Origin of the sequence: Streptomyces sp. NPDC050534 (genome assembly GCF_044457745.1) — a bacterium.
Lineage (GTDB): Bacteria > Actinomycetota > Actinomycetes > Streptomycetales > Streptomycetaceae > Streptomyces.
Genome location: NZ_JBITHF010000014.1, coordinates 13,145 through 30,484, shown reverse-complemented (window position 1 = coordinate 30,484; position 17,340 = coordinate 13,145). Strand labels below are relative to the sequence as shown.

Here is a 17,340-nt window from a genome sequence, read left to right as displayed (position 1 = left end):
GAAGGTCAGTAGGCGATCTGGAAGGCGACGTTCTGCGCGTCGGTGTCATAGGCGTGCACGCGCAGCACGAAGTGGGTGCCGTCCTTGACGTCGGTGGCGACGGTGCCCCACTCCGTGCCGTGCGTGGTGTACGCGTCGCCGTTGTTGCACTTGGTGGTGTGGTCGACGAACACCACACAGGCGTCCAGGTACACCCCCGGTTCGTCCGTGATGAGCCGTATGTTGATGTCGTTGCACCGCGAGGTCGTGGTGTAGGTGCCGTACTCCACGGCGGCCGGGTTGTAGTGGTACGTCAGGGGCTTGGCGCCGCCGTAGCAGCTGACGGCGGCGGCCGAGGCGTGTGCGGAGGCGGGCGCGACGCCCGGGCCGAGCAGTGCGGCCGCGGTGAACAGGGCCGCAGCGAACGTTCTTTGGCGGATCATGGGGGTCTCCGTTGATTCTGGTTCCGCGTCGGTGAGGGGGTCAGAAGGCGATCTGCATGACGGCGTCGTCGCCCTCCAGGGGCACGCCGACGGGCACGGTGAACTTGCTGCCGTCCAGGACGTCGGTGGCGATCGTCGTCCAGCTGCGGCCGACCTTGGTCCAGCGGTTGCAGGTGCCGTACTTCGCGAACTTCACGCAGGCGTTGACGTAGTCGGCCGTACCGCCGATGACGCGCAGGTTGATGTCGTCGCAGCGGGCCGTGGCCCAGTAGGGGCCGAACTCGAGTGCGTCCCCGTAGTGCACCGTGACCGCCCCGCCGTAGCAGGAGGTCGCCGCGGAGGCTGTGGCGGCCGAGGCGGAGGCGGGCGTGGGGACGGTCAGGCCCAGGGCGACGAGCAGCGCGACGGGAAACGCGCGTGCGAACCGGGTGGTCATGCGGGTTCTCCTGTTCCGGGCGGGATCAGCGGTTGGCGAGCCGGTCCAGGTCGGCCTGGGTGCCGTTGAACACGTCCGCGGTCGCCGGTGCCTTGATGCCCGGGAACAGTGCGGCGTCGGTGTACTGCCACATCGTCCAGGTGGCCGAGCCGTTCGGCAGCGGTGGCTGGGTGATCGACTGGCGGTAGTCCGCGAGTTGCACCGGATAGCGGGTGAACGCGGTGGTCGAACCCAGGCAGTCGTCGAGGAACGATTTCTGGGTGTAGATGATCGGAGTGCGGCCGAAGGCGGCTTCCACCCGGTCGAGCCATGCTTTGGCGTCGTCCACCGTGCCGTAGGTGGGGCAGCGGCCGCTGCCGTCGTCCATGCGTTCCAGGTCGAAGATCGGCGGCAGGTCGCCGGCGCGCGCGCCGGTGTAGCCGGTTGCCCGTACGGCGGCGATGAACCGGTCGGCCTGCGCGGCACCGGTGTCGGGCGAGCTGCCGGTGTAGAAGTGGTAGGGCGCGACGGCCAGCCCCGCCGCCCTGGCTCCCTGGAGGTCGGTGGTGAGGTACTCGTCGGTGACGTTCGTGCCCCGGGTCGCCTTGACGGTCGCGAACTCGACACCCGAGGCCCGTACGGCCTTCCAGTCGATCGGTGCGCCGCCGGGGTGCTGGTACTTGGCCGTGTCCAGGCCGTCGATCGAGTAGCCGGCGGGCCGCGGCGGCGTGCAGTAGGTGTTACGGCTGGACCAATCCACCAATCTGGCCCAGGTGTTGGGGCCTACGACGCCGTCCGCGCTGAGGCCGGCGCAGTGCTGGAGTTCGATGACCCGCGACTGGGTCCCGCCGCCGAAGTTGCCGTCGATGGCCAGTGGCGGGTAGTGGAACGGCTCCATGGCCAGGTTCAGCCGGCACTGCGCCTCCTTGACCTCGGTGCCTGTCGCCCCCTGACGCAGCGTCGGACGCGTGTCGGTGTGGCCGCACACGCTCGACTGCGCCGTACTCGACGTGCCCTGTGTGGCGCAGGTGTGCGGTTGTGCGGCCCAGGTGTTCAGTGCCGCCCAGGTCTGCGGTCCGAGCACACCGTCCACGTCCAGTCCGGCGCACCGCTGGAACTCCTTCACGCGCGTCTCCGTCCCGGACCCGAAGGAGCCGTCGGCCGCGATGGGCGTGTAACGGCTCGGCTTGGTCGCCAGGTTGAGCTCACACTGTGCCTCGAGCGCGGAGTCCCCCGTGGATCCCCGTTGCAGGGTCGGCTGTGCGCTCGTATGCCCGCAGACCGCGACCGCGGTGGCCGCGGACTCCGCCGCCTGCACCACCGCGGGCCCGCACAGGGGCAGGACCGCTGCCACGGCGAGGGTCAGACCCCGCAGAAGCGTCCTCTGTCCCATCTGGTGTTCCCCTCTTGTGAGTTGGCCGGGAGATCCCGGCGCGGGTCATGCTGGCAGCGGTCGTCCCGGGGTGGACACCCTCGTTCCGGGATTGGGACGGCGGGATGGTCACGTGTCTGTGACCAGCGAGGACGGGGGACCGCTGGGATGGACATGGGACATTGAGCGGTTTCCCACCTCGCACTGAAGCTGCCCGGTGGAGCGCCCGGGCCGAAATCCCTTGCGGTCAGGGGTGGTGATCGCCCTACGGTCGCTTCCCGTGACCATCGAGATGCCCTACCGGCCACTTCCGATCGACCAGTCGGACGTGCGCTACGTCCACGGACCCGATTCCGCTCTGCAGCCGGGCGTGCCCGCCGGCGAGACGCTCGCGTTCGACTGGCGGGACAGCGAGGTCTACCCGGGAACCTTCCGGAAGTTCTGGGTCCACGTGCCTGCCCAGTACGACCCGGCGGAACCGGCGTCCTTGATGGTGTTCCAGGACGGGTGGTGGTACCTGGACCCCGCAGGGGAGGTACGCGGCGCGATCGTCCTGGACAACCTCATTCACCGCGGCGACATACCCGTCACCATCGGCGTGTTCGTCGATCCTGGCGTCTTCCCCAATGCGGAGAACCCCAAGAACCGGAACAACGAGTACGACGCCTTCGACAGCCGGTACGCCACCTTCCTCCTCACCGAGATCATCCCGCAGGTTGCGGAGCGCTGGACCATCGCCCGGTCGCCCGAACAGTGGGGCATCTGCGGCGGGAGCAGCGGCGGCAACTGCGCCTTCACCGCCGCGTGGCTGCGACCGGACACGTTCCGCCGCGTCATCGGATACCTGTCCAGCTTCGCGCAGATGCCGGACGGCAATCCCTACCCGGACCTCATCTCCCGCGCTCCCCGCAAGCCACTGCGCATCTTCATGCAGGGCGGCCACCGCGACCTCCACTGGAATGAGCCACAGGGGAACTGGCTCGCTGAAAACCTGCGCGTGGCAGCCGCTCTCGCCGAAGCGGGCTACGACTTCCGCCTTGTCCTGGGAGACGGCGGACACAGCCCCAACCACGGCGGCGTCCTGCTGCCGGACGCTCTGCGCTGGCTGTGGCGGCCGGACGAAGATTGAGGGCGCCCCGGGCCGCCGACCATTCCCTCGCAACGGCCTCCTTCGGGGCAGTGAGGGATGGCCTCGGCGGCCGCCCGTCGCATCCACGTCCCGCTCAGCGCGTGCCGTCAAGGAGGGCGTGGCCGAGGGGAGTCAGGGTGTGGAGGACGGTGGTGCCGGTGCGTTGGGTGGTGATGAGGCCGGCATGGCGGAGGACGGTGGCGTGTTGGCTGGCGCCGGCCAGGGAGATGTTGGTGCGTTCGGCGAGGGCGGTGGTGGTGGCGGGGCTGCGGAGGCCGGCCAGGACGGCGGCGCGGGTGCGGCCGAGGAGTGATGTCAACGCCTCATCGGGGGCGCTGGCGGATTCGGCGGGGTGGTGCATGGGATACAGCAGGACGGTGGCCTCATCGGGGTGGTAGCGGACGAGGGGAGTGACGGTGAAGTAGGAGGGGAGCAGCAGCAGACCGCGGCCGCACAGGGGGATGTCGGTGTCGCGGGAGGAAGGCAGGTGGAGGGTGGGAGGCTGCCATCGCCAGGTGGGGTTGAGGGTGGTGAGCAGGGCGTCGACTCCGCCGCGCAGCAGCATCTCGGCCCGCAGCGCGCGGTCTGCGGTCGCGGTGGCCGTGATCTGCGGCCATAGGGAGGCGATGGCTGAGGCGTGGTAGCGGTGGAGGTCTGCGGCGAAGGCGTCACGAGCGGGCAGATCACCGTCGGCCAGGGCGCGCAGTCTGGCTGGCGCGGGCGGCGCGATGTGAGGTGGAACGGGCGGCGTGCGTGGCGGTTCGATCAACGGGGCCAGGTCCTGGTGGAGTTGTGCGGCGGGGGTGGACCGGGCGGACTGCACGGAGTCGTCGAAGGTGGGCAGGGCCGGCTGCAACAGGAAGTCGGGAAGGTACGGCGTCTGACGGACCAGGTCGGGAAGGATGCCCGCCAGGTCCGCAGGAGTGCCGTTCATGGCGCGTCGCCACCTGGCCCGTGCGGCACCGCTGCCGGGTTGGCGGTCTGGCGTGCCGAGCAGCAGGCGCACGCTCAGCGCCGTCTCGAACAAGGCCTCGGGGCGCGGTGCGAGCGTGATGCGGCGTAGGTCGGTGGCCGAGAAATGCAGTCGGATCACGGCAACCGATTATCGGTGGGGCCGGGCCTTTCAGCCAGGGCTGAAAGGGCGGGCATTAGCGCGCCCGTTCCGGTCAACCTGGTCCGGCGCGGCCGGAATTGGCCGCGTGCCAGGACTCTTTGGGAGGTCGATCGATGCGCGTCACGACACGTCTGCTCTGTCTGGGGGCCGTTGTGCTGCTGGCGGTGGCCGGCCAGACCGGGCCCGCGGGTGCCCGGGAACTGCCCGACCACTACGTCGTCTCCCGGGACCCGGGCATCTTGCCCGAGGGCATCACCGTGGAACGCGACGGCACGATGTATGTGTCCTCCGATGGCACCGGCCGGCTGTTTCGGGGACACGTCGGCGCGCCCCAGCTGCGGCCGTTCGCCGTACGGGGCATCGACGGCCGCGCGAAGACGCTCGGCGTGCACACTGATGCCCGCGGCCGTGTCTACTCCGTGGGGGGCGCGAACCTGACGGTGCACGACCGCAGCGGGCGGCTGCTGGCCAGCCGGAGCGCCGAGGCCGGCCCTCTCGGGGCCGCGGACCTCAACGACTTGGTGATCACGAAGGACGCGGTGTACGTCACCGACTGGGCCAATCCCGTTGTCCACCGGGCCGAGCTGCACGGCGGTCGGCTGGGCCCGTTGCGGCCCTGGCTGGACATCCGCAGCGCCTTTCCGCAGTTCCCGGCGCAGTACTGGCTGCTCAACGGAATCGTGGCCGATCGGACCGGCCGGACGCTGCTGGTGGCGTCCAACGGCACGGAGGCGGTGTGGAGGGTGGACGTCGGGTCCAGAGCGGTGGAGCAAGTGCGGCTGGGGGACCAGTCGTTCGGCGCTGACGGCATGGTCCTGCACGGTCAAACCTTGTACGCGGTTCTCAACTACGGTGCGCCGGCCGGGGTTTACGTGGCCGAGCTGAGCGAGGATCTGCGAAGTGGGACGGTACGGCATCGGATCACCGGCGAGCGGTTCGACCTGCCGACCACTCTGGCCCGGTACGGCTGCCGGCTGTACGTCGTCAACAGCCAGCTCGACGATCCGCCGGGCCGACCCCCGTACACCGTGTCGGCGGTCCCTGATCCCATGTGCCGCTGACAACAGCATGACGGTGGGCTTCGCGGAGCCCGCATGACGAGCGTGGTGAGATGCCCGACGTCTACGCCCGGCCCCCACGGCCGCTGTTGCCGGGCGCTGCGCCGAACTGCCTACCGCCCCCAACCACCGTCGCTGCCAGCAGGCTTGGGCCACGCCTGCTTCGCCCTGCGCTTGCGCCACCGTCACCTGGCACAGATGGCCCTCGGTGGTCGGACGCCATCGGGGCCTCAAGTTGTGCACAATATTGACGGCCACTCGGATTCGGCACTACATTGCGCATGCCCTTGTTCAGCGCACGGAGTATCTGCCGGTGAGCCCGCCAGAACGCCCTCCAAAGGGAGCTCTCATGACTGCCAGCACTCGCACCCGTACCAGCTCCCGCAGGCGTAGGGCCTTGGCGACCCTGGCCGCGTTGACGTCCGCGATCCTGACCGCCGTCCCCTCGTCGGCCGCCCAGGCGGACACGGCGGCCGCCGGCCACCTCACCGGCACCCTCTCCGACGGCGCCGACTGGGTCGCGGACGTCCCCAGCAACTGGAACGGCACCCTGCTGCTGTTCAGCCACGGCTTCGGACCCACCATTGCCCAGGACGCCCCTACGGACGCCGTACGCACCGAGCTACTTGCCGAGGGCTACGCGATGGCCGGGTCGTCGTACGACCCCCATGCCTCGATGTGGGCCCTGAACAGCGCCGAACGGGACCAGTTCGCCACGCTCGACGCCGTCACCGCGAAGATCGGCAGGCCCCAAGGCATCCTGGCCATCGGCCAGTCCATGGGCGGACTCGTCAACGCCCAGCTGGCCCGGGACGGCGGCCGGCGCATCGACGGCGCGCTCGGGCAGTGCGGTCTGGTCGCGGGCGGCACGGACCTGGACAACTACCAGCTCGACGCCGAGTACACCATCGCCCGGCTGCTCCTGCCCGGGCAGGACCTCAAGCTGGTCCGCTTCGGCTCCGCCGACGATGCGGCGGCCACTGCCAAGAAGCTCACCGACGCCGTCACCGCTGCGCAGTCCACGACACAGGGCCGCGCCCGTATCGCGCTGGCGGCGGCTTTCCTCAACCTGCCGGCCTGGGCACCCGGGCAGGAGCAGCCCGCCGCGACCGACTGGGCGGGTCAGGAGGAGCAGCAGTACGCGTGGTTCGCGCAGGGCATCCTGTCGTTCGTCGAGGGCGGCCGGTCCGCCATCGAGCAGTCCGTCGGCGGCAACAACTCCTGGAACCGGGGCGTGGACTACGCCCGCCTGTTGTCCGGCTCCGAACACGCGCCCCAGGTGCGCGCGCTCTACCAGGCGGCCGGCCTCGACCTGCATGCCGACCTGCGCGAGCTGACCGAGAACGCCACGATCGCCGCCGATCCTGCCGCCGTCCGCACCGCGCAGCGGACGTCCTCGGCCGGCCAGGGCCTGCAGGTGCCGTTGCTGGATATCCACACCACCGCGGACAACCTGGTTCCAGCGCAGCAGGAGAACCGCTTCGCCGCTCGCGTGCGCGCAGCCGGCGACGGCGCGCTGCTGCGGCAGGCGTTCGTCGCGCGGCAGGGCCACTGCGCCTTCACCACCGCCGAGACCGTCGCCGCCCTGCACGCGCTCGAACACCGGGTCGGCACTGGCCAGTGGGACGACGTCGCTACACCGGCTGCACTCCAGCGGTCCGCAACCGGGCTCGGTCTGGACGGGGCGGCCTATGTCACCTACCGCCCGGCCCAGTTGACAGTCGGCCGCGATCGCGTGGCACCCGGCGCCCGCTGGTGACATCACGCATGAGGAGCCGATCGGCCGGGGTCCCACCAGCTACATGGTCCACGGCGATCTGTCCAACTACATGGTCCACGCCGATCTGTCGGACCGGCAGGACGGCCGGCGCGAGTAGTTGTGGACCCGCCGGCTCAGCGCAGCCGGCGCGCGCGCAGCACCAGGTCGTCGGTGTGGTGCGCACCGGCGCCTCCGTCGGGTGCCATGCGTGGCCGTTGCTCGTCGACCTCCACCTCCCAGTCGTCGTCGAGTAGATCGGCGACCATCGAGGGCCAGACGTAGTCGGCCGGGTCGAAGCCGCTGTCGTGTGCCTGCTCGGTGTCCATTCCCGCGTGGTGTACGAGCAGCAGCACGCCGCCGGGTGCGACGGTCGCGAGCAGTGCTCGCTCGGCTGCGGCGTCGGGGGTGCGCAGCAAGGCCGGGTACTGTGCGGAGACCAGGTCGAAGGAGGCTGGCGGGAGCGCCGCCTCGGTAAGTGCGGCGTGGATCCAGTCAGCGGTGAGGCCGGCCTCCCGGGCGTGTCCGGCGGCCCGCTCCAGCGCCACGCCCGAGACCTCGAGCGCGGTCACCTGCCAGCCGCCGCGCGCGAGCCACAGGGCGTCCGCGCCCTCGCCGCAGCCGACGTCGAGCACTCGCCCGGGTGTGAGCCCGTAGACCTCGGCCACCAGCGCACCGTTGGGCCGGCCGCTCCACAACTGGTCTCGGTCGGCATACCGCCTGTCCCACTCCTCTCGCACCGCGGGGTCTCCGACATATCTGTCGGTAGAGGAGGAGAGGTCGAACGCGGGGGAGCCTGCTGCGATGTCGTCGGTCACGAGCCCACCGTCGCTCACGTCATTCCCGGTCTGCCACTTCTGTTGCTGGTCCGGCAAACGGCGTCGAAAGCGACGTACTCCGAAGCGACGTACTCCGAAAAGGCAGTGGCCGCGGGGGCTCCGGACCACATACGTTCGCCTCCATGGTTGACGCAGCTTTCGGACATCCACGCCTCGCCGCCATCTACGACGCACTTGATCCGGACCGCAGCGATCTCGACGCGTATCTCGCGATGGCGGAGGAGTTCGGTGCGCGATCGGTGCTGGACATCGGCTGCGGTACGGGTGTGTTCGCGTTGCTGCTCGCCGAGCGCGGGATGAAGGTCACCGGGATCGATCCCGCGCGGGCGTCCGTCGACGTCGCGCGGGGCAAGCCGGGCGGGGAGCGGGTGCGCTGGCTCGACGGCGACGCGCGGGACCTGCCGCCCTTGCGGGTCGACCTGGTGACGATGACCGGGAACGTCGCCCAGGCGATCGCCGGTCCGCGGGCGTGGCGTATGACATTGCGCGGCGCGCACGAGGCGCTGCGGCCCGGCGGGCGGCTTGTCTTCGAGACGCGCGATCCGGCGCGGCGCGTCTGGGAGGAGTGGGCGGAGTGGACGCGTGAGACCACGTACCGCGTGACGGACGTCCCGGGCGTTGGCCGCGTCGAGACCTGGGCCGAGCTGACGGACGTGAGCCTGCCGCTGGTGACCTTCCGGGGTACGCATGTGTTCGCTGCGGACGGGGAGGTGCTGACCTCGGAATCGACACTGCGCTTCCGTGAACGTACGGAGATCGAGCGGGACTTGCACGAGCACGGCTTCGTTGTCGAGGACGTAGGTGACGCACCCGACCGACCGGGCAGGGAGTTCGTGTTCGTGGCACGGCGCGATACCGCGAAGCCCGTACCTCCCGCATTGCCCTAGGGAGCGCGTGCATCAGAAGGACAGTTCACGGGCCACGGCGCTGAGGCTTCCCGCCCGGCACATGGCGACGAACACACGTAGATCATCCGGGGACAGTCCCAAGCTCTACCTGGTATGCGTGGAGCAATTCCCAGGATTGACTGGGGTGTTGGGGTCACAGAAGATCGTGGCAGGGCCCAGACGGCAACCCACCCGGTGCCTCGTACGGATCGGGACCGGTGAGGACGCTGTGCGGGTGCCTGCCCGCTATCCCGTTACCCGTTGTCGAAGGGACACGGACATCGTGCCTGCTCTTCCTGCCGCGACCGACCGGGCTGTCACCCTGCTGCGTGAGTTCGGTGCCGAAAGCATCGCCCACCCCGGCGGCACCCTCCTGACCCACCTGGAGCGCGTCCAGGCGCGGCTCGCGCGCTGGAAGTCCCGTCCAGCCCTCCAACTCGCCGGTCTGTGCCACGCGTTCTACGGCACGGACGGCTTTCCCACCGCACTGCTGCCGCTGGAGCGCCGTGGCGACCTTGCAGCGCTGATCGGCGCCGAGGCCGAGGCCATCGTGTACCTGTACGCCTCATGCGACCGCAAAGCCACCTACCCGGCGCTGAATCAGGCGGACGAGTGCTTCCACGACAGGTTCACCGGCCGCTCCTGCGTTCCCGGGCCCCAGTTGCGCCGGGACTTCACCGAATTGTCCGCGGCCAACGAACTCGATCTCGCCATCGTCGATTCCGCCTTCCGCGACCAGTACGGCCCTGACCTGCTCGCCCTGTTCACCAGACTCAAGGATTTGTTGAGCGCTGACGCCTGGCGTGAGTGCCGCACGGTTCTTGCCGCCCCTGCGGGTCGGTGACGACGACAACTCGCGCATCTCAAGGGGGGAAGAGGGACCAGCGCTGAGACGGTCGCCCAGCTGAACAGGTCACACGTGAACTGTTCGTGACCTGTTCGCCCGCAAGGCGTACCAGCACGATTGTTCGTACCAGCACGGCGTGTGGTTCGAGGCAGACTGCCCCGGGCCGCGGAGCCGTGGGGCGCACCGGAATCGACCGCTGGGACGCCTCGTCGCAGCGGCATGACACAGGGGGAGATAACCCATGCCCACCCGTACCTTGAGAAGCGGACTCCTTGCCGTGTTGGCGACGGCCGGGCTACTCGCCGGCGCCTCCCAGGCAGTGGCGACTCAGCCGGATTCCCCGGCGAAGGCCGCACCGCTCCAGTCTGCCGGACTGCGCTACTACAACACGGTGATCGACCAGTGGACGCACTACAGTCCCGACTGGCAGACCTCGACTCACGCGGGCACCTTGTACGCGGGCAGCAACTACTTCTACTGCTACACCTACAGCGTCACTTACACGGGCAACGGCCACACGAGCTCGGTCTGGCTCCTCACAGACGACGACACCGGACACCGCAACGTGTGGGTGAGCGACGTGAACCTCGACACGTACGGATTCCTCAACGATGTCAGGGAGCTGTCTCACTGCTAGCGGAGGGACTGCCGTGAGCCGGTACGGGTCGGCGAGGCACCTCTGCTCACCGACGCCGTCCCGGCGGAGGCTCTCAGGCCGGACGACACCTTCGGCTGTGGCATCGGCCTCGGGCCGCCGGCACAGTGAGGCAGATTCAACCGGTCCCGGTTCGCCGCTGGTTCTGTGGGATGTCGCCCACGGTGGCTATCGAGTGGGCTCTGTCAGTTCCTGGACTGTCGATCACGGCGTTCACGACCTCCGTCACGGGCCTGGATACGGAGACGACGGTCGCACCGCGGCCTTCTTGAAGTGCTCTCCTCCCTTCGCAGGCTCAGGAAGGAGATTCCTGCCTACCTTGCGGTGGCGGGCTTGACGCCACGGGTGCGTCTGACGACTGCCCTCCCGGCAGCCGGGATCGCCACGAGGCCGATCCGGTACAGGTGCAAGATGTTCCGGGCCGCGTTCCAGTCGGCGTTGCCGGACCAGCCGCAGTCGGGGTTCTTGCATACGAACGTGGCCTGGTCTTCCCGGCTGCCGGGCGTGATGAAACCGCACGCGGAGCAGCGCAGGGAGGTGTTCGGGGCGGGGACCTTGACCAGGGTTCCGCCGTGGCGGGCGGTCTTGTACGTCAGCATGGTCACGGTCCGGCCCCACGCCTCCTGGCTGATGGAGCGGTTCAGGCCGGACTTCTGTGCGACGTTCGTCCCCGGGTTCTCGATGGTTCCCCTGGCGGACTTGACCATGTTCGTGATCTGCAACTGCTCCACCACGACCGTGCCGTACTCCTTGGCGATGGCGGTGGTGGTCTTGTGCTGCCAGTCAGTCGCTCGTCGCGTGGCTCTTGCGCGGAGCTGCTTGATCTGGTCGTAGGCGCGGTGCAGCCGGTTCGAGCTGCGCTCCTTCGGCTTGCGGAAGGACTTGCGGTGCGCGGCTTGCCGCTCCAGGCGGAGCAGCTTGGCCTTCTCGTCCGGATTCAGCCACTTGTCCCGGTCGGCGGTGCCGTCCGGGAGCCGGGGCGGCCGGCCGTGGTCCTGGTGGTTGCCGTCGGACAGGGCAAGGGGAAGACTGACCCCGGCGTCGATGCCGGCCTCAGGGCCGATGTGCGGCCCAGGCTTCGACTCCAGAGTCTGGACGCGGAAGGCGATATGCCATCCGAGCCCGTCCTTGACCAGCCGTGCCCCGGTGATCCGGTTCTCCTTGCCGGCGAGCTTGCCGACCGGGAGATCCTTGGTCCACCGGAAGCGGACACGCCCCACCCTGGGAACGTTGGCCATGCCCCACCGTCGGTGCACTCGCTTGATCTGCAAGTCCCGGCCCTGCGGGATGTCCACGGACATGACGGTGCGGAAACGGGCCTTGAAGGTCGGCTCGTCCGCCCGCCCCTTCCAGCAGTTCCGCCAGGCCTGGAAGTACGTTTTCAGCACCGCCTGCGCGGCCTGCGCAGGCAGCATCGCGTACCAGTCGATCTCCTTGCGGGCCTGTCGCAACGCCTGATCCATGCGCGTCAGAGAGCGCTGACACTTCGGCGTCATCTGCCACAGGTCGTGGAGCTGATTCCACATCGCCCGTGCCGCATGGGCCTGCTCATCCATGAGCCGCGCCTGTGCAGGCGTCAGCGCCAGCCGGGCACGATGCCCGAACTGCCGCTTCTCTCACACAAGTTCGCTCATGACGATCACTCTACTACAGTTGGCTTATGTCACCACGGTGGAACCCTAATCCCGATGTTCGCACCGGACGCCACGTCGTCTACAACCTGCATGTCCACTTGGTTTTTGTCACCAAGTACCGACGCAAGGCATTCACCGACGCCATGCTGACGCGCACCGAGGAGATCATGCGCGAGGTCTGCACGGACTTCGAGGCCGACCTCAAGCAGTTCAACGGCGAGCAGGACCATGTACACCTCCTCGTGCACTACCCGCCCAAGGTCCAGCTCTCCAAGCTGGTCAACTCCCTCAAGGGCGTCTCCTCCCGCAGGCTCCGCCAGGAATACGACAGCCACGTACGCCGGTATCTGTGGGGCGGACACTTCTGGTCCGGCTCCTACTTCGCCGGATCCTGCGGCGGGGCACCGCTGACCATCGTCAAGCAGTACATCGAGAACCAGCAGCGCCCCGTGGGCTGAGGACAACACTGCGGACCCGTGCGAACGCTGCGGGTCACAGCAGTTCTGAGATGGCCTTCACCCCGCCGTAAACGGCGGAGCACTGGCCAAGATCAGAGGTAGATCGCTCGCATCCGGGGGTTCCACTCGAGGGCCGCCACGCGTTCTTCGGGATGCTGACCGAACGCGTTGTCGGTGCGGGAGGCGGGCCGTGACGGAGGGTGCCTTCGTCGATCACCAGGCACACGGCGAGGTCGAAGAGCTCGCAGAAGTCTGCCTCGATTGCCGCCGACTCGTATGGCGGAAGTTGGTTCGACGCCTGGGTCATAGAGTTCATGCGGCTGAACTGGCACGGGCTGCTCGCCCATCTGGAGTCGTTGCCGTGGCCCGACCCGTACTCGGTGCAGGTGCTCATCCAGGACGAAGAGGACGACTGCTTCGGTCTGTGGATGCTGTACGAGGGACGTCTTGTGGAAGTGTCACTGCCTCACACCGACCGCCACCTCGTCCCAGGGCACACGATCACTGGCGTCTTCACCCGGACCGACCGGCATCGTCACTCCTAGCTGCTGCCTCGGGCCGCCAGGCCGGGGCGGCGCAGGTTGCCGAGCCTCGCGGCGGGTGCGGACTCGCCAGCCCAACGAGGTCTGTTCGCGTGCTCATCGCGCGCGGCGGTGAAGTCCAAGCCGGTCGAGTCCGCCCAGGAATGCTGGCGCACGATCACCGGCTCCCGCCTCGTCGCCGTCGCCGTCGCCGTCGCCGTCGTTCGCGCGGGAGCGAGGCTTCGAGGACGGCGTTCTGGTCGAGCGCCAGGACCAAGCCGCATGAGCCCCTGCGGCGTCCCGCAGGAAGTGCCGGCCGGGCACCTGCGCCTCGCTGCCTACTTTCGCGAGTCCGTGCAGGTCATCGGCGCTGGGGAGATGGCTCTGGTCAAGAGGATCCTCACCGATCCGATCCGATCCGATCCGATCCAGGCCGGGCCACGGCCCCGGTGCGCCGCGCTGCGGCAACCGGAGTGCAGTGCCACCGTCCTCCGGCTCTGCCCGGCCGTAGGCCGAGCGTGCCTTCCCGGGTCCTCATGTGATGGTCACCGAGTGGGCCCTGGCTGCAGTGCCTGCAGCCCGTCGAGCATGGCCTGGAGGCCGGTCTCGAAGGTGTGGTCGGGCGCCGCGCCGTAGTCGGCGCTGTGGGTGTCCAGGCGGGCGCGCAGCCGGGGGAACTGTGCGGCGATCTCGCGGGCTTCGGCCTGGGCGTTGCCGAGGGCCTGTTCGGCGCTGCTGCCTTCGCGCCGCAGTTTGCGGGTGAGTGAGGCTGTCGCGGCGAGGCCGAGGGCGTTGCCGAGGACAAAGGTGAAGACGGCGGCCGCGGCCTGGTCGGCTGCGGGGCCGGCGAATCCCGCTGCTTCGTAGATGGCGAGGAGGTGGTCGTCGTGGCGGGCCTTGCCGGGGCCGAACATGAGGAGTGAGCCGAAGGCCTGCAGCAGCCACGGATGGCGGGTGAGCATCGCGTACAGGTCGCCGGCCATGATGGTGGCCGCCGCGCGCCAGCCGGCCTCGTCGGGGTCGGGCAGCGCGATTTCGTGCCACAGCTGGTCGCCGGCGAGGGCGATGAGGTTGTCCTTGCTGCCCACGTGCCAGTAGACCGCGGTGGCCGCCGAGCCGAGCCGCTGGCCCAGTGCCCGCATGCTCAGACCCTCCAGTCCTTCGGAGTCCAGCAGGGTGATGGCGGCGGTGATGATCTGTTCGCGAGTCAGCGTGCTGCGGGGCATGGATGCACGATAGCCCTCGACTTGCACGCCGTTCAAGAAGTCCCTTGCACAGTGTTCAAGTAGTTCGCTAGCCTCAACTTGTACACCGTGCAAGTCGCCGCGGCGCCCGCTGGGCGGCCGGCGCCGTGCGCGAACCACACCGTTCGAGGGGGAACCGAGATGTCACATGATTCGCTGGCGGAGTATGCCGAGGCGAGGGCCACGGAGCTCGGCATCCCGGGTGCGGCGGTGGGAGTTTGGGCGGACGGACGGGAGCTGACCGCCTGCCACGGCGTGACGAGCATCGACAACCCGCTGCCCGTCACCCCCGACACGCTGTTCGTGCTGGGCTCGGTCACCAAGACCTACACGGCGACCGCGATCATGCGCCTGGTCGAGCAGGGACGGGTCGAGCTGGACGCGCCGGTGCGCCGCTACGTTCCCGAACTCCGGCTCCCCGATGAGGACGCGGCCGCACAGATCACCATCTTGAACCTGCTCAACCACACCGCCGGGCTGGACACCCGGATGGTCTTCGACAGCGGAGACGGAGACGACGCGCTGGCCCGCGAGGTGACCAACATGGCCAAGGTCGCGCTGATCGGCCCGGTCGGCGGCCGCGCCTCCTACAGCCAGCTCGGCTACAACCTGCTCGGCCGGGTCGTCGAGAACGTCACTGGCGAGAGCTACGAGGCCGCTGTCGCCTCACTCGTCCTGGAACAGGCCGGTCTGACCGACAGCGTCTTCACCGCCGGACAGGCCATCACCCGCCGGTTCGCCGTGGGCCACAACCTCAGCGAAGGCGCGCTCAAGGTCGCCCGGACCTGGAAGGACGCGCGCGGCAACAACCCGGGGGGCGGCCTGGTGTCCTCGGTCTCCGACCAGTTGCGCTGGGCCCGGTTCCACCTCGGCGGCGGTGACCTGGCGCGGCGCATGCGGCAGCCGACGGTGGAGCTGCACGGCTCCACGCTCGGCGATGCAATCGGCCTCGGCTGGTTCCTGCGCGACGTGGACGGAGTGCGCACCGTGGGGCACGGCGGATCGAGCAACGGCCAGTTCGCCAACCTGCTGCTGGTTCCGGAGCGGGACTTCGCGGTCGTGGCGGTGTCCAACGCCGGGCCCGACAACGGGCTGGAGTTCAACCAGGCTGTGCTCCGCTGGGCGCTCGAACACTACCTTGGCGTGGTCGAGCGTGACCCGGAGCCGCTCCCGTACGACCCGCAGCGCGCCCAGGAGATCACCGGGCCCTACGAGAACGAATTCATGACGCTGGTCATCGACACCGACGGCGACACGATGACGCTTGAATGCCGGATCAAGCCGGAGATCCGCGCGGCGGCCGGCAGGGAACTGCCGGCGGACCTGCCGCCGGCCGGGCTCGGCCTGCTCCCTGGGAGCGGCGACGAGTACATCGTCACCGGCGGCGGTCTGATCGGCCAGCGCGGTTTCCTCACCCGCGATGCCTCCGGCGCCATCATCGGGGCCGACCTGGCCGGACGGTTCTTCACCCGGGTCCCGGCACCCTCCGAGTGATACCTGGGATCCTCCGAGAGCACGTCAGGCGGGGCCGGTGACAGCCTCGCCCAGGTCCGCAACATGTGACGATCATTCGGGTTGCCGCGAGCAGCAGGAGCAGGCCGAGCACTCCCCGAACGAGCAACAGCCCGCCTGGCCTCTGGCGGCGGACTGCAGCCCGCTCACGCACACTCTCCGAGGGACGGGAAAGGCGAGGCGGGTGCGCACCGGCCGCGTTCGCTGCGCACCTGATCGGGCCCAACTCCTCCTCCGCGCCTGCTGCTTCAGTTCCGGGGGTAGGGGTGATGTTGCTGTGTGGGGGCACTCGAGCGGCAACATACGCGCGCCAGGAGGTACGTCATGCTCGCTCTCGGCATCATCCTGCTTGTCGTCGGTTTCCTCACCGGCATATCGATCCTGTGGACCCTCGGTATCATTCTGGCCGTGGTCGGCGCCGCCTTCTGGATCCTGGGATCCACGGGCCACGCGGTCGCCGGCCGGCGCCACTACTGGTGACGCGGCAGCGCCCGAACACCCTGCGAGCCACGGCCGGCCAGTCGGCCCGCGAACATGGCGTGCCGTGTTGCGCGGGTCTGCCGGTGATCCGTCGGTGGCTCGGTACGCTTCGAGGCCACCCCGCGCTCCTTCAGCGAACCATCCGAGGGCCACACCGTCAGCGCCCCAGACAAGATCACCAACAGAGTCGCGGCATTGCGACTAGGGCGTGTTGCGGCTCTTCGCTTCGGCCTGGGCGATGCCTTCGGCTTCGCTGTCGGCCAGTGCGATGGCGACGCCGAACGCCTGGGTGATGTGGCCGGCGGCCGACATGACGCGTGCCGTCCCCACGACGGGGGCGATCGCGACGAGAAGGTCCTGCAACTGTTCGACCGTGAAGTCGGCCTTCATCGCGGGGTCGATGTGGGCCAGGTAGGAGATCGCCGGTGCGTCCATCGCGATGAGCGCAGCAATACGGGCAAGGATGAGCGTTCGCCCGTCCATGTGGCAGCGCTCGACGGAATCGATCGTCATAGCGGCGATCGTGTCGAGTACGGGAGTCGCGGATTCAGTAGCCATGGCTGGAGCACCTTTCGATTCTGTGGACCTGAGTCGCCGTCCGCTCGGTGCGGAATTCGGTGGTGGCGATTCAGGCGTGGGCCCGTGAGATGGCACCTTCCTCGATCGTGGATATGTCCGAGGAGGAGAGCAGAAGGGTCACGGCGACATCCGGGGCATCGGGGGTTCCTTCCATCCGCCAGGTCAGCAGACGTGCCTTGGCGAGAGATCGCAGAGCCGCCGTCAGACGGACCGGCTCCACGCCGAGTGCGTGGGCGGCAAGGTCGCGAGGGAAGCACACGGTATTGGCCTCACGCATCCGACTGGTGTCGGCCACGAGATCGACCAGGAAACCGGCGAGCAGCCGGCCCTGAGGAACGTCCCGAGCACTCGTCGCCCAGTGCAGTCCCCAACTCTCGGACGGAAGGGCTGTGTGCATCCCTGTCTCCCTTCTGACTGG

Annotated in this window: 19 protein-coding genes and 1 pseudogene; 10 read left to right on the top strand and 10 right to left on the bottom strand. The window is 68.9% G+C overall.

Features of this window, described 5'->3' with window-relative positions; genetic code table 11:
- Positions 1 to 5 precede the first annotated feature (5 nt).
- The 3 genes from ACIBN2_RS36755 to ACIBN2_RS36745 are packed head-to-tail and all read right to left on the bottom strand — an operon-like array spanning position 6 to position 2,230.
- Positions 6 to 422, bottom strand: a complete 417-nt coding sequence (locus ACIBN2_RS36755) for a hypothetical protein (protein WP_399141099.1) — start codon at positions 420 to 422, stop codon at positions 6 to 8.
- 40 nt (positions 423 to 462) lie between these two features.
- Positions 463 to 858, bottom strand: a complete 396-nt coding sequence (locus tag ACIBN2_RS36750) for a hypothetical protein (RefSeq protein ID WP_399141097.1) — start codon at positions 856 to 858, stop codon at positions 463 to 465.
- Between the two features lie 25 nt (positions 859 to 883).
- Positions 884 to 2,230 (bottom strand): GH25 family lysozyme, encoded by a 1,347-nt coding sequence (locus ACIBN2_RS36745; protein ID WP_399141095.1) that lies wholly within the window; start codon positions 2,228 to 2,230, stop codon positions 884 to 886.
- Positions 2,231 to 2,489: 259 nt separating this feature from the next.
- On the opposite strand from ACIBN2_RS36745, the gene ACIBN2_RS36740 reads away from it, so the two are divergent.
- Entirely contained in the window at positions 2,490 to 3,338 is an 849-nt protein-coding gene (locus ACIBN2_RS36740) for an alpha/beta hydrolase (protein WP_399141093.1), read from the top strand.
- Between the two features lie 94 nt (positions 3,339 to 3,432).
- On the opposite strand, the gene ACIBN2_RS36735 is transcribed toward ACIBN2_RS36740, so the two are convergent.
- Complete coding sequence (locus ACIBN2_RS36735) at positions 3,433 to 4,431, bottom strand: ArsR/SmtB family transcription factor (protein ID WP_399141091.1); 999 nt, start codon at positions 4,429 to 4,431, stop codon at positions 3,433 to 3,435.
- Positions 4,432 to 4,565: 134 nt separating this feature from the next.
- Here ACIBN2_RS36735 and ACIBN2_RS36730 point away from each other — a divergent pair, with 134 nt between their 5' ends.
- Together ACIBN2_RS36730 and ACIBN2_RS36725 are read left to right on the top strand one after the other, a co-directional pair.
- The gene (locus ACIBN2_RS36730) at positions 4,566 to 5,513 is read left to right on the top strand and encodes a hypothetical protein (RefSeq protein ID WP_399141089.1); all 948 of its coding nucleotides are present in this window, start codon (positions 4,566 to 4,568) and stop codon (positions 5,511 to 5,513) included.
- Between the two features lie 346 nt (positions 5,514 to 5,859).
- Positions 5,860 to 7,269, top strand: a complete 1,410-nt coding sequence (locus ACIBN2_RS36725) for an alpha/beta hydrolase (RefSeq protein ID WP_399141088.1) — start codon at positions 5,860 to 5,862, stop codon at positions 7,267 to 7,269.
- 134 nt (positions 7,270 to 7,403) lie between these two features.
- Here the strand turns inward: ACIBN2_RS36725 and ACIBN2_RS36720 are convergent, their stop codons facing one another.
- Positions 7,404 to 8,084, bottom strand: coding sequence for a class I SAM-dependent methyltransferase (locus tag ACIBN2_RS36720; protein ID WP_399141086.1), 681 nt, complete (start codon positions 8,082 to 8,084; stop codon positions 7,404 to 7,406).
- A gap of 143 nt (positions 8,085 to 8,227) precedes the next feature.
- Between ACIBN2_RS36720 and ACIBN2_RS36715 the strand changes: the two genes are divergently transcribed.
- Positions 8,228 to 8,992: a class I SAM-dependent methyltransferase gene (locus ACIBN2_RS36715; RefSeq protein WP_399141085.1), complete on the top strand. Its 765-nt coding sequence runs from the start codon at positions 8,228 to 8,230 to the stop codon at positions 8,990 to 8,992.
- 21 nt (positions 8,993 to 9,013) lie between these two features.
- Here ACIBN2_RS36715 and ACIBN2_RS36710 read toward each other — a convergent pair.
- Positions 9,014 to 9,088 (bottom strand): annotated as a pseudogene (locus ACIBN2_RS36710) (LysR family transcriptional regulator); the annotation flags it as partial.
- Positions 9,089 to 9,275: 187 nt separating this feature from the next.
- Here ACIBN2_RS36710 and ACIBN2_RS36705 point away from each other — a divergent pair.
- Both ACIBN2_RS36705 and ACIBN2_RS36700 read left to right on the top strand, forming a co-directional pair.
- Positions 9,276 to 9,836, top strand: coding sequence for a DUF6817 domain-containing protein (locus ACIBN2_RS36705; protein ID WP_399141446.1), 561 nt, complete (start codon positions 9,276 to 9,278; stop codon positions 9,834 to 9,836).
- 244 nt (positions 9,837 to 10,080) lie between these two features.
- Positions 10,081 to 10,476 (top strand): hypothetical protein, encoded by a 396-nt coding sequence (locus ACIBN2_RS36700; protein ID WP_399141084.1) that lies wholly within the window; start codon positions 10,081 to 10,083, stop codon positions 10,474 to 10,476.
- Positions 10,477 to 10,808: 332 nt separating this feature from the next.
- On the opposite strand, the gene ACIBN2_RS36695 is transcribed toward ACIBN2_RS36700, so the two are convergent.
- Positions 10,809 to 12,050, bottom strand: coding sequence for an RNA-guided endonuclease InsQ/TnpB family protein (locus tag ACIBN2_RS36695; RefSeq protein WP_399141083.1), 1,242 nt, complete (start codon positions 12,048 to 12,050; stop codon positions 10,809 to 10,811).
- A 104-nt stretch (positions 12,051 to 12,154) separates the two neighbouring features.
- On the opposite strand from ACIBN2_RS36695, the gene tnpA reads away from it, so the two are divergent.
- Complete coding sequence (gene tnpA / locus ACIBN2_RS36690) at positions 12,155 to 12,586, top strand: IS200/IS605 family transposase (protein ID WP_399141082.1); 432 nt, start codon at positions 12,155 to 12,157, stop codon at positions 12,584 to 12,586.
- Between the two features lie 314 nt (positions 12,587 to 12,900).
- Complete coding sequence (locus tag ACIBN2_RS36685; RefSeq protein WP_399141080.1) at positions 12,901 to 13,131, top strand: hypothetical protein; 231 nt, start codon at positions 12,901 to 12,903, stop codon at positions 13,129 to 13,131.
- Between the two features lie 521 nt (positions 13,132 to 13,652).
- On the opposite strand, the gene ACIBN2_RS36680 is transcribed toward ACIBN2_RS36685, so the two are convergent.
- On the bottom strand, positions 13,653 to 14,333 hold the full coding sequence (locus tag ACIBN2_RS36680; protein WP_399141078.1) for a TetR/AcrR family transcriptional regulator: 681 nt from the start codon (positions 14,331 to 14,333) through the stop codon (positions 13,653 to 13,655).
- A 159-nt stretch (positions 14,334 to 14,492) separates the two neighbouring features.
- Between ACIBN2_RS36680 and ACIBN2_RS36675 the strand changes: the two genes are divergently transcribed.
- Positions 14,493 to 15,845, top strand: a complete 1,353-nt coding sequence (locus ACIBN2_RS36675) for a serine hydrolase domain-containing protein (protein ID WP_399141076.1) — start codon at positions 14,493 to 14,495, stop codon at positions 15,843 to 15,845.
- A gap of 342 nt (positions 15,846 to 16,187) precedes the next feature.
- Positions 16,188 to 16,343, top strand: coding sequence for a DUF6131 family protein (locus ACIBN2_RS36670; protein WP_399141074.1), 156 nt, complete (start codon positions 16,188 to 16,190; stop codon positions 16,341 to 16,343).
- 201 nt (positions 16,344 to 16,544) lie between these two features.
- Here the strand turns inward: ACIBN2_RS36670 and ACIBN2_RS36665 are convergent, their stop codons facing one another.
- Together ACIBN2_RS36665 and ACIBN2_RS36660 are read right to left on the bottom strand one after the other, a co-directional pair.
- A complete protein-coding gene (locus ACIBN2_RS36665; protein WP_399141073.1) occupies positions 16,545 to 16,901 on the bottom strand; it encodes a carboxymuconolactone decarboxylase in 357 nt (118 codons plus the stop codon).
- Positions 16,902 to 16,971: 70 nt separating this feature from the next.
- A complete protein-coding gene (locus ACIBN2_RS36660; RefSeq protein WP_399141071.1) occupies positions 16,972 to 17,319 on the bottom strand; it encodes a hypothetical protein in 348 nt (115 codons plus the stop codon).
- Between the last annotated feature and the right edge of the window lie 21 nt (positions 17,320 to 17,340).